Origin of the sequence: Paraburkholderia sp. OAS925, assembly GCF_040543975.1 — a bacterium.
In the GTDB taxonomy this organism is placed as follows: domain Bacteria; phylum Pseudomonadota; class Gammaproteobacteria; order Burkholderiales; family Burkholderiaceae; genus Paraburkholderia; species Paraburkholderia graminis.
Map to the genome: position 1 here is coordinate 2,243,925 of NZ_JBEUNO010000002.1, position 12,051 is coordinate 2,255,975.

Annotated in this window: 8 protein-coding genes; 2 read left to right on the plus strand and 6 right to left on the minus strand. The window is 66.9% G+C overall.

The window, feature by feature from the left end; genetic code table 11:
- Window positions 1–14: 14 nt before the first annotated feature.
- The gene (locus tag ABIE53_RS28830) at window positions 15–1,970 is read right to left on the minus strand and encodes an AI-2E family transporter (protein WP_006047007.1); all 1,956 of its coding nucleotides are present in this window, start codon (window positions 1,968–1,970) and stop codon (window positions 15–17) included.
- Between the two features lie 149 nt (window positions 1,971–2,119).
- Window positions 2,120–3,400 carry a DUF445 domain-containing protein gene (locus tag ABIE53_RS28835; RefSeq protein ID WP_029970553.1) on the minus strand — a complete coding sequence of 427 codons (1,281 nt, stop codon included), beginning with the start codon at window positions 3,398–3,400 and terminating at the stop codon, window positions 2,120–2,122.
- A 223-nt stretch (window positions 3,401–3,623) separates the two neighbouring features.
- Between ABIE53_RS28835 and ABIE53_RS28840 the strand changes: the two genes are divergently transcribed.
- Complete coding sequence (locus ABIE53_RS28840; RefSeq protein ID WP_192699011.1) at window positions 3,624–4,766, plus strand: metallophosphoesterase family protein; 1,143 nt, start codon at window positions 3,624–3,626, stop codon at window positions 4,764–4,766.
- Entirely contained in the window at window positions 4,763–7,387 is a 2,625-nt protein-coding gene (locus ABIE53_RS28845) for an AAA family ATPase (protein ID WP_192699010.1), read from the plus strand. The genes ABIE53_RS28840 and ABIE53_RS28845 overlap by 4 nt, the downstream gene beginning before the upstream one ends.
- A 31-nt stretch (window positions 7,388–7,418) precedes the next feature.
- Here ABIE53_RS28845 and cobJ read toward each other — a convergent pair whose 3' ends face one another.
- Genes cobJ through cobG form a run of 4 tightly spaced genes read right to left on the minus strand, consistent with a single transcriptional unit; the run spans window position 7,419 to window position 11,995 of the window.
- Window positions 7,419–9,128, minus strand: a complete 1,710-nt coding sequence (gene cobJ / locus ABIE53_RS28850; RefSeq protein ID WP_083803793.1) for a precorrin-3B C(17)-methyltransferase — start codon at window positions 9,126–9,128, stop codon at window positions 7,419–7,421.
- Window positions 9,125–9,868 carry a precorrin-2 C(20)-methyltransferase gene (locus ABIE53_RS28855; RefSeq protein WP_029970557.1) on the minus strand — a complete coding sequence of 248 codons (744 nt, stop codon included), beginning with the start codon at window positions 9,866–9,868 and terminating at the stop codon, window positions 9,125–9,127. Before ABIE53_RS28855 ends, cobJ begins: the two co-directional genes overlap by 4 nt.
- Window positions 9,865–10,491 carry a precorrin-8X methylmutase gene (locus ABIE53_RS28860; RefSeq protein WP_006047013.1) on the minus strand — a complete coding sequence of 209 codons (627 nt, stop codon included), beginning with the start codon at window positions 10,489–10,491 and terminating at the stop codon, window positions 9,865–9,867. Before ABIE53_RS28860 ends, ABIE53_RS28855 begins: the two co-directional genes overlap by 4 nt.
- Window positions 10,484–11,995, minus strand: coding sequence for a precorrin-3B synthase (cobG, locus tag ABIE53_RS28865; protein ID WP_310075077.1), 1,512 nt, complete (start codon window positions 11,993–11,995; stop codon window positions 10,484–10,486). The genes ABIE53_RS28860 and cobG overlap by 8 nt, the downstream gene beginning before the upstream one ends.
- Window positions 11,996–12,051 lie beyond the last annotated feature (56 nt).

Here is a 12,051-nt window from a genome sequence, read left to right on the forward strand (position 1 = left end):
TGGATCGACCACGATCAATCCGCCCCACCGGCGACATGCGAATGCCGGCCCGCCTGCAACGCCCACGCGGCGACCTGGCATTCTTCGATCATCGCGCGGAAGGTGGGCGCCGAGTGCGCCGCGGCAGTCGAGCCCATGCCGATGTCGTGCCCGTTTTCCGCGCTGCCGCCCACGCCGACCACGAGCGTCGCGCGCGGCCGCCATTCGCGCGTGCGCCGCAGCATGTTGCGCAGATACGGCGGCGAATCGGGCGCGTCGAGCGTGACGATGCAGATGATCGGCGCATTTTTATAGCTCGGTTCGTCGGCGCGCGCGCTGCGATAGCCCGAGTGCGTCGCCATGATCGGCGCGAAGCCGACGCGCCCGAGCAGTTGCACGGCGATGGCGGTCGTGACCTCGTCGAACGCGCCGCGTCCCGGCACGCATAGCACGGCGGTCTTTTCGTCGTCGTGATGTTCGGACGAATGCTCGCGGGTCTGCTCGTGCCGCTCCGACAGATCCGCCGATGACGCCGCGTGCAGCGCGGCCGCGTCGCCCGGCTCGGGACGCGCGAGGCGGTCCGGCAAGCCGTCCGCGATCTCGAGGTTTTCCACGATGTCCACCAGCGCTTCGTTGACGCTCGCCAACTGGTCGGGCATCAACACGCCGCGCATCGCGTCGTTGCGCGCGAGCTTGAGCCCTTCGAGCGCGACCTTGTCGTAGTAGTCGATCAGCGACATTTCGCGCAACAGACGCTCCGCCTGCACGATCGCCTCGTGCGGATCGTCGGCGAGCAGCCGCTGATAGAAGTTCTGCGCGGGCGTGAGCGCCGGCTGATCGCCGAGCAGCACCGTGAGAAAGTTCAGACGGTCGGCGTAACGCCCGAGCGTGACCACGCACAGCGTGAGCGGCGTGGACAGCACGAGGCCGATCGGCCCCCATAGCCAGCTCCAGAAAATCGCCGCGACCACGACCGCGAGCGGCGAGAGCCCCGAACGGTGCCCATACAGCAGCGGCTCCGCGATCTGCCCGGCGACCACATCCACGACGATGAACAGTATCAGCGTGTACACCGCCATCGTCCATTGCGGCTGAATCGCGGCGGCGAGAAACACCGCGAGAATCGCCGCGATCCAGATGCCGATATACGGCACGAAGCGCAGCAGCGCCGCGATCACGCCGAATAGCAGCGCGCCCGGCACGCCGATGATCGCGAGACCGATTGCAATCACGCCGCCCGCGCTCAGGTTTACGCCGAGTTGCGCGACGAAGTAGCGGCTCAGGCGCACGGCGGCGTCGTTGATCGCGGTCGTCGTGCGATGCAGGTCGCGCGAGCCGAACAGACTGATCAAACGGTCACGCAAATCCTCGCGTTGCAGCAGGATAAAAATCGTCACCACCAGCACGATGAACGTGGTTTCGATTGGCGCGATGGCCGGCGACAACGCGCGCTGCGCGAGCTGCATCGGCGTAGGCGACGGCTCGTGCACTTCGACCGGCGTAGGCACCGCGGGCGCATTGCGCGCCGCGCGGCCGGTCGGACGCGGCGGCGGCGGCTTCGAGGGCGCCACGCGTTGCAGCGTGGCGGCCGCGCGGCTCATCAGCGAATCGGCGCGGCCGATCGTTTTCTCCTGCACGGTTTCGATCTTCTGCTCGATCGCCACCTGATACTGCGGCAAGTCGCCGGCCAATTGCACGAGCTGCGCGCCGATCAGCGCGCCGATAGCGAGCAGCGCGGCGAGCGCGAACAGCACCGCAATGAAGATGGACGGCAACTGTCCCATGCGCAAACGCCGCAGCATCTGCACGAGCGGCGCGAGCAGAAAGCTGAGCAGCACGGAGAGCGTGATCGGGATCAGCACCGCGCGGCCGAAGTAAAGCGCGCATACCACCACGACGCCCGTGATCACCGAGGCAAGGCCGTGCAGGCCTGGTGCGCCAGGCGGATAAACGCGATTGGGCCGCCCAGGCGGCGGCAACGATATTTTCATGAGCACACTGTCCGATTGAGTGGCGCGGTCGCTTCTGGTCCGGCGCGATGGACGCGGCGGCGGCATAGGCCGTGTGCGGCCCATGCGGGAGAGCAAACCTTATGCCCGGATTGTAGGCGCTTTGCGTCGCGCGACGCTATATCGCGCGCTCAGCCGATGTGCACGCGCAGCAAGCCGAACAGTTGCGTGCTCACATAAAGCAGCAAACCGATAAAGCCGCCGACCACCGTTCCGTTGATGCGGATGTATTGCAGATCCCGGCCGATGTTCAACTCGATTTGCCGCGACATCTCCGGCGCGTTCCAGTTCTTCACGGTATCGCTGATATGCCGTGTGAGGAATCGCGCGAACTCGGGCGCCATCGCGCGCGCGGCTTCTTCGAGGTGATCGTTCAGCGATTGGCGCAGCGCCGGATCGTTCGCGAGTTCGCGGCCCACCCATTGACCGGACGCGACGACTCGCGCATGCAGCGCCGAGTCGCTGCTATGCAGATCGCGCTTGAGCCACGCGCGCAATTCGCCCCACATGTCCTTCACATACGAAGCGAGCGCTTCGCCTTCCACGAGATAGCGCTTGAGTTCCTCGCCTTTTTGCAGGAACGCGGGGTCGCTCTTGAGCTTGACGATCAGCTTGTGCGCCGCGCCGTCGAACTTCTGCCGCAGTTCGTGCGTCGGGTTCTCGCTGATCTGTTCGAGCATGCGGTTCACCGCGTTGGCCAGCGCCTCGGCGCCTTTTTCGCCGAGCCATGCGGACGGCAGAATCTTCTCCATCTTCGGATACTCGCTCTTCACCCAATCGACGATACGTTCCGCGATAAACTCGCGCGCCTGCGGTTCGCGCAGCAGCGCGACGACCTGTTCGATGCCGGCGTCGAGCAATTCCTGATGACGGCCGTCCTTCGTGAGCGTGTCGAGGATCGAGCCCATCGACTGCGAGAGGTCGACCTTCGCGAGCACGTCGCGCAGCGCGTCCTTGATGAAGACCTGAATGCGCACGTCGTCGGTGAGATCGAGCATGCCGCTCGTCAGTTTCACCACGTAATCGCCGAGGCGCGCGCTGTTGGCGGGCTCGGCGAGCCAACGCGCGATGCTCTGCGCCGGGTCGTGCTTCCTGATCAGACCGACCAGCGACGGCACGTCGAGAAATTTGTCCTGCACGAAGACGGCGAGGTTGTCGGCGATCTTGTGCTTGTTGCGCGGAATGATCGCCGTATGCGCCGACACCAGCGGAATCGGCACGCGTCGGAACAGCGCGGCGACCGCGAACCAGTCCGCGAGTGCGCCGACCATCGCGGCCTCGGCCACCGCCTTGATACCGTCGATCCACAAGCCGCGCGGCATCAACGCGGTCGCGACGAAGACGCAGGCCGCGGCCGCGAGCAGCAGCAACGGCGTGCGTTTGGCTTTCTTCAGTTCGAGTGCTTTGTTCATCGGCGAGAGAGCCCGGGTCTGGAAACGCGAGTTTAGCGCCGTGAGGGGCGGGGCGGGGCCATGCGAGGCGAAGTGAGGTGACGAAGCCCAAGCGATATAGGAAGCACATACGGCTCTTTCGACGCGTCGGCGCGGTAACATGCACGGTTGAACCGCCGCGGCGATGCGCCGAGTCGAATCGCGCGCGCCATGCGGCAACGCAATCGAATGCAATGGAGGCACAGTGATCAGGTTTCTGCACACCGCGGACTGGCAGATCGGCACGCAGTTCGGCCAGTTCGAGCCGGACGAGGCCGCGCATCTCGCGCAGGCGCGCTTCGACACGGTGCGCCGCATCGCGGACGAAGCCACCGCGCGCAAGGTCGACGCCGTGCTCGTGGCCGGCGACGTATTCGATCTGCAAACCGTGTCCGACACGGTGATCCGGCGTCTGTTCGCCGCGCTGCAAGCGTTCGCCGGTCCGTGGATCATGCTGCCGGGCAATCACGACGCGGCGCTCGTCGAAAGCGTATGGACGCGCGCGCATCGACTGAACTGCGTGCCGCCGAACGTGCGCATCGTGCTCGAGCCTGGCGTCGTGTTGCTCGACGCATGCCGCTGCGCGCTCCTGTGCGCGCCGCTCACGCAACGCATCACTTACGACGACACCACTGGCTTCTTCGATAACGTCGAAACGCCGCCGGGTTATCACCGCGTCGGCCTCGCGCATGGCAGCGTGAGCGGCATCCTGCAGGAAGGCATCGACTCGTCCAATCCCATTTCGCCGACGCGCGCCGCGAGCGCGCGGCTCGACTATCTGGCGCTCGGCGACTGGCATGGCCACCTTCGCGTCGACGATCGCACGTGGTACGCGGGCACGCACGAGCAGGACCGTTTTCGCGCGAACGATCCGGGCTTCGTGCTCGATGTGAGCCTGAGCGAGCCAAGCGCGCGAGCCGTGGTCGAGCCGGTGCGGGTCGGCCAGTATCAGTGGCATCGGTGGGATGAAACGATCTCCGTGCCGACCGACGTCGACGCATTGAAGGCGCGCCTCGCCACGCTGAGCGGCAGCGACGTGCTGCGCGTCACGGTGAGCGGCACGGCCGCGCTCGCCGATGCAGAAGCGCTCCACGTCGCCGTCGAGGAAACCCGCGCGCGCGTGCGCGCATTGCGCGTCGACATGAGCGCGTTGCAAGTGCTGCCCACCACCGAAGATCTCGCCGAACTCGGCGCGCAGAGTGGTTATCTGGCGAAAGTGGTCGCGCGTCTGCGCGGCCTGCAGGAAGACCCGCAATCCGATCCGCAACAGGTCCGGCGCGCGGCCGAGGCGTTGTTGCTGCTGGCGCGTTTTCAACGTGAACTGCCGCGTGAGGCGAGGTCCGCATGAAGCTACAAAGCATCGCGATACAGGAATTCAAGCAGTTCACCGGACGGCTTTTTATCGACGACCTTCAGCCCGGACTCAATCTTTTCGTGGGACCGAACGAAGCGGGTAAGAGCACGATTGCCGAGGCCGTGCGCGCGGTGTTCCTCGAACGTTACAAGGCTTCGCATCTGAAGGATCTGTTGCCGTGGGGCAAGGCGAGCGGGCAGCCTTCCGTCGAAGTGAGCTTCGATCTGGACGGCGTTGCATGCCGCTTGTCGAAGCAGTTCGTCACGCGTCAGCGCTGCGAACTGAAGATCGGCCAAAGCGTGTACGGCGAAGACGAAGCGGAAGACAAGCTCGCGGCCTTGCTCGGCTTTTCGCGCGCCGCGCGCGGTCCGCTGAAGGCCGAGAACGCGGGCGTGCCCGGCTTGCTGTGGGTGCAGCAGGGCGGCACGCAGGAAATGCGCGACTCGACGGGACACGCGGCGCAGTATCTGCGCGATGCGTTGTCGCAATTGTCGGGCAGCCGCGAATCGGCGGGAGAGGACGCGTTGATCGCCGTCGTGCAGCGCGAGCTTCGGCAATTGCTGACCGCGCGCACGCAGAAGTCCACCGGTCCGCTCGCGGAAGCCGAAGCGGCGCTGAGCACATTGAGCGCCGAACGCGACGATCTTGTCCGGCAGCGCGAGCAGTTCGACGAAAACATCGCGCGTCTCGCCGCGCAGCAGGAAGCGTTCGACGACGCCGAGCGCAAGCGGCCCTGGGAGCTTCACGAGCAGAAGGCGCTGCTCGCGCAACAGCGCGCCGATGCCGCCGTGCAACTGGAGCGCGGCGTGCAGGATCTCGTGCAGGCGCTGAAGGTCGGCGAGGCGCAACTCGCGTTGTCGTTGCAGCAGGAACAGGCCGCGGTGGAACTGGAGGCGGCCGTCGCGCGCGATCGTCAGCAACTCGACGCGGCGCGCGCCAATGTGTCCGCCGTCGAGACCGAACATGGGCAGGCGTCGAGCCGCGTCGTGCAACTGGAGCAAGCCTCGGCCGATGCAAACCGCGCGCTTGAACTCGCCAACGCAGCGGTGAGCGCCGCGGACTTGCGCAGCCAGATCGGTCTTTATCGCGCCGAACTCGAACGGCTCGAAGCGGCGATCGGCGCGGCGAACGAAGCGCACGAAGCGCTTGTCGAAGCGACACGCGCCGCGGCCGCGCTCGAAGTCGACGAGACGAAACTGAAACGCCTGGCTTCGCTCGATGCGTCGTTGACCGTGCTGCGCGCGCGCACCGAAGCGGCGATGACTCGCATCGAATACCGGTTGAACGGATCGATCACGGTGGGCGATGCGCGGATCGGCGGCGAGGGCGTGCTGCGTCTGGAAGAAGAAAAGCGCATTGGTCTCGGCGAACTCGGCGAGTTGCGCGTGATTCCCGGCGTCTCCGATTTGCCCGCGCGACTGTCCGAACTCGCGGCGCTCGAAGCGCAGCACGCGCAGTCGTTGCAGGCGCTCGGCGTGGCGTCGCTCGCGCAAGCAGAACAGAGGCATGAGCAGTGGAAGGCGCTCGTCGCGCAGCAGACGAGTCACGCGAAAGTGCTCGACGCGCATGCGCCGCACGGCATCGACGCGTTGCGCGCGGCGTCGGCTTCGGCGAGTGCGCGCTTGCAGGCCGCGAACGAACGGCTCGCGGGCTTGCCCGATGTCTCGTCGGCGTTGCCGCTCGACGAAGCGCGGCGCAACGCCGACCTTGCGCGCGCCGCGTTGGAAAGCGCCCGCAAGCTGTTGAACGATGCCGCGGAAAAGCGTTCGACCGGCATTGCCACGGCCGAATCGCTCGCGCTTCAATTGCAGCGCAAGGAAGCGCAGTTGAGCGACGCGGCGTTTTGCAGCAACCGCGCGCAATGGCAGGCGAAGATTGTCGAACAGCGCGTGCAGGTCGAAGCGCTGACGAAGCAGCGCGAAGGACGCGAGCGCGAACTCGAGGCCGCGCGTCTGGACGATCCCGCCGCAGAGGCGCAGCGTTATCGCGCGTCTGCGCAGCTCGCGCGTCAGGAGCAGCATGAGCGGCAAGTGCGCATTGCGCATTTGCGCAGCCAGTTGGAGACCGTCGGTGCATCGGGACTCGGCGAGCGGCTCGCCGCGCTCGAGGCAAAGATCGAGCAGGCCACGCGCCGCAAGGACGAATTGAGCTTGCGCGCCGGTGCCTTGAGTCTGCTCGATGAAGTGCTCGTCGCCGAACGCGATGCGGCGGTCGCGCAACTGCGCGCGCCGTTGACCGAGCGCCTCGGCCATTATCTGAAGCGGATTTTCCCGCAATCGACGATTGCGCTCGGCGACGATCTGAGTCCCGCGACGCTCGACCGCTATGGCCGCGCCGATACGCTCGACGCGTTGAGCTTCGGCACGCGCGAACAGCTCGGCATTCTCACGCGGCTCGCGTACGCGGATCTATTGAAGGCGTCGGGCCGGCCGACGCTGCTCATGCTCGACGATGCCGCCGTGCATACCGACGCCGCTCGCCGCGACGCGATCAAGCGGGCGTTGATCGACGCGGCGTCGCGGCATCAGATACTCGTGTTCACCTGTCACCCCGAGTTGTGGGACGACCTGGGCGTGAGGCAGCGCGCGATCGACGATATCAAGGCGGCGGCGTGACTTTTGCTCCTACACGCTCTACAGGCCGCGCTCATTGATACCAGCGCGGCGTATAGACCCATTGCGCGCCTTTGCTAAAGCGGCGCGTCGTTGACGAGCCGACGATCACCATCGTGCGCATGTCGACATCGGCGGAATGCAGTTCGGCCAGCGTGACCGTGCGCAGCGTGCCGCCCGGTCTGCCGATGTCGCGTCCGAGCACGACCGGCGTATCGGCCGCGCGGTATTCACGCACGATGTCGAGCGCCTTGTCGAGTTGCCACGGACGGGCGCGCGAAATCGGGTTGTAGAACGCCATCACGAGGTCCGCTTGCGCTGCATGCCGCAAGCGGTTTTCGATGATGCTCCACGGCTTCAGATTGTCCGACAGCGACAGCATGCAGAAGTCATGGCCGAGCGGCGCACCCGCTTGCGCGGCGGTGGCGAGCGCCGCCGATACGCCCGGCACGATGCTGAGTTCGACGGCGGCCCACGCGTTGTTGTCCGACGCGTCGAGCGCTTCGAGCACGGCCGCGGCCATCGCGAACACGCCGGGGTCGCCGGACGACACCATCACCACCGAGCGTCCCTCGCTCGCGAGTTCGAATGCATGGCGCGCGCGCTGCATTTCCTCGCGGTTGTCGGTCGCGTGCACACGCTGGTCGGCGCGCAGCGGGCCGGCCATTTTCACGTAGGTCTCGTAGCCGAGGATGTCGGTGGCTTCGTCGAGCGCGTCCCGGGCGGCGGGCACCATGAGATCGGCGCTGCCGGGGCCGAGGCCGATCACCGTTAGGCGGCCGCGCGCACGGCCTATCGTGTGGGGATCGATGGCCAAAGGCGATAGGGCGAGCGCGACGCCTTGGGCGTGGTCGTCGTTGAGCGTTTCGTAAGGGATGCGCAATGCGGCGTTTAAGAGCTTGTGTGGCAGGCTCGCCGATGAGCGGTCGTCTGCGGAACGAGGTTCGACAAAACGCAGCGGCACGTTCAGGCTTGCGGCGGCTTCGGCCAACGCCGCGTGCGCCATATCTTCCGACGACGCCACCAGCGCCGCGAGCGAAAGCGGAGCGAGGCCGTGCGCCTGAAGCGAAGCGCGCACGCGAGCGACAATCTCCGACGCTTCTCCCAACGCCACCGCCGCCACCACGCTGCGTGGATGAATCACAAGCTCATCCTCGCGCCCATTCCACGCGTGCGGCGTCACGCGAATCGCGAGCCGCGCGGATGCGGAGCGCGGCAGTTGCGCGTCGTCGAGCCACGGCGCGTCGCCTTCGACGCGCGTGCTTTCGCCCGCCAGCAGATCCGACACGAAGCGCTTGCCCTGGCCTGGATCGGCGAGCGCGTAGCCTTCGGGCGGATTCAGCACGCAGGTGCCGAACCTCAGTTCTCCGCTCGTCGTGATGGCGGGCGACACACCGAGCGCGGCCGCGATGTCGCGCGCCATCACGTTGACGCCGGCAAGGCCGCCGAGCAGCGGCACGACCGCGCTGCCGTCTTCGGCGACGGCCAGCACCGGCGGCTCCGCGCCCTTGTTCGACAAGAGCGGCGCGACGCAGCGAATCACGATGCCGGCCGCGCACAGCGCGATGATCGGCGTGCCGCGCGCGTACAGCTCGCGCAGATGCGCGCCGAGTTCGCTATAAGCGACGTCGGCCTGCACGCGTCCTTGCAGCGCATGCACCTGCGAACCGGCCGTGAGCGCCTGAATGCGCCGCGCCGTGTCCAACGCGCCCACGCCCAGAATCACGATGGCGGGCGGCATCATCCTTGCCATTTTTCCCCCGGCACGACGAGCAGCGAGAAATACGGCGACGCCATCGGATCGACTTCGGCGAGCGGCACGATGCGCTGATTGCCCATCGTCGCGCGCTCGACGTACAGCGCGCGATGCGCGAGGCCGAGATCGCCGAGCACGCGCCGCACCTTGTCGAAGTTGCGGCCGAGTTTCATCACAACGGCGGCGTCGGCATCGGCGAGACGGCGGCGCAGTTCGTCTTCGGGCAGCACGCCCGACAGCACCGACAGGCTCTGGTTGCGATAGACGAGCGGCGCCCCGAGCACGGCCGCGCCGCCGAGCATCGAGCACACGCCCGGCACGACCTCGCTCTCGTAGCGCGCGGCGAGCCGGTCGTGCAGATACATATACGAGCCGTAGAAAAACGGATCGCCTTCGCAGATCACCGCGACGTCGCGCCCCGCGTCCAGATGTCCGCCGACGATCTGCGCGGCCGTGTCGTAGAAATCCGCGATGATCGCTTCGTACGAAAGCGGCGGCTCGAGCGCCTCCGTTGTCACCGGATAGACGAGCGGCAGATGCTGCTGCGCGTCGTGCAAATGCGCCTCGATGATGCTGAACGCGTTGCCCTTCTTGCCCTTCGCGACGAAGTACGCGACCACCGGCGCGGCCTTCAGGAGACGCAGTGCTTTGAGCGTGATGAGTTCGGGATCGCCCGGACCCACGCCGAGTCCGAAGAGACGCCCTGCACGTTGCGGCGCGGCGGTCATTCGACCTCCGTCGCCAGCGCGTTGACCGCGGCGGCGGCCATCGCGCTGCCGCCGCGGCGGCCATGCACGACGACATACGGCACGCCGCGGCTGTCGCCCGCGAGCATGGCTTTCGATTCCGCCGCGCCGACGAAGCCGACCGGAAAGCCGAGAATCAGCGCGGGTTTCGGCGCGCCGGCATCGAGCATGTCGAGCAGATGAAACAGCGCGGTCGGCGCATTGCCGATCACGACGACGCTGCCCGCAAGACGCGGACGCCACAATTCGAGCGCGGCGGCCGAGCGCGTGTTGCCGAGTTCGCGCGCGAGGTCCGGCACCGCTTCGTGCGTGAGCGTGCAGATCACGTCGTTGTTCGCGGGCAGGCGCGCGCGCGTGATGCCTTGCGCGACCATGCCGGCGTCGCAGAGAATCGGCGCACCTTGCGCGAGCGCGAGACGCCCCTCCGTGCCGGCATTCGGCGAGAACGCGAGATCGCCGATCACGTCGACCATCCCGCACGCGTGGATCACGCGCACCGCGAGCTTTTCGAGGTCGGCGGGGATGCGCGACAGATCGGCTTCGGCGCGGATCGTTGCGAAGGATTGGCGATAGATCTCCTGACCGTCGCGAATGTAATCAAGCATCGGTATCACTCATTTGAGTCGGGCATTCTGGTCGTGCGCCCTGGGCGTGCGTCTGTCCGGCTTGGGCGAGTTGCGCGAGGGTGTCGGCGGCTTGTGCGATCGTCAGTCGGCGCGCGACGCATTCGCCGAAACCCGGCTGTGCGTCGCGCCGGTAAAGATCGTAGAGGCCGGGCGCCGCGGCAAGCAGCGTGAACGGCGCGCAATGCGCGGCGGCGCAGGAGCGCGGGCAGCCGCTCAGGTGTACGTCGACGCCCGCGGGCAGGCGCTTCGCGAGCGCGAGCGCGTCGGCTTTGGTATCCGCGAGACTTTTTGCACAGCCGGTGGAACCGGCGCACGCGATGAGGCGTGAAGCGGGGTCGTTGCGATCGCATGCAAAGCCCAGCGTTTTTAGCGCGGCAAGCACGGCGGGCACGGCATGTGTGGCGATGTCGGGCAGTAGAACGCTTTGCCACGGCGTGATGCGTAGCGCGCCGTTCGCGTGTTGCCGCGCCAGCGAAGCGAGGCCATGCAGCGCGGTTGCGTCGATGCGGCCGAGCAGCGGTTGACCGCCGACGTGCCACGTTCCCGCGATACGCTGCGCGTGAGCGCCGACGCGCAGCGTGGCATCGGCGGGCGTGCTGCGCTGCCACTCGGCGAGCGCTGCGTCGCGTGCCAACGGGAAATCGACGTAGGTTTGCGCGTGTCGCAGGATTGCGTCGGCGGAATGTTCGGCGAGCAGCTGACGCATGCGGGTCGTGTCGGAGTCGGCGGCGAGATCGAGAAACGTATGCAGCAGCGCCCGCACCAGCGCCGGAACTTGCGACGGCAGCACGGCGGCGAGTGCGCCTGCATCAATCGTCGCCGAATTCGTCGCAGCAACCGGTGGACAACCGGCGAGGCCGAACACGAAGCGGATCTCGCCGGAACCATCCTGCGATGCCGCGAGCCACACGTCATGCGGATGATCGAGCCGCGCAAGACGCTCGCCGCCGTCGACGAGCAGTGCGAATTTCGGCGACAGCGCCGCAAAACGCGCGTCGCTTTGCAAGAGCGCGAGCAAAGTCGTGCAAAGCGGCCTTGTGTCGAAAAGCGCGGAGGGGTCGCGCCCTGCGGCAGGGCTGATCATCACGTTGCGGATGTCGTCGGCGGCTGAAGCGGTGAGGGCGGCGGAAGACCTGGTGTCGGCTTTTTCTTCAGAAGAAGTAGAAGCCTCCGCCAAAGGCCCAAGCCCCGCATCGACCAACGCCGCAATCAACGCCGCTTCCTCGCCGCCACGAACGCCGCGCAGTTGCAGATTCGCGCGGTTCGTCAACTCGATCACGCCCGCCGCGTGCCGCGTGCTCGCATCCGCGATTGCGTGGGCCTGAGCCGCGCTCAGTTCGCCGCCCGGCAGCTTGATCCGGCAGATGCCGCCGTCGCGCGCGGCGACGATCCGCAGGAGCCCCGGACACGCCGAGGGCCGCAGCGCGAAAGCCGCGTCAGGCAATACAGTGGAGGAGGGAGAAGCTCGATTCAAGACGGACACCGCGGTTAGCGTCGCGCGACGGCCCGAGCAAGCGATAAAGCGGCTTGGCTGCGGCA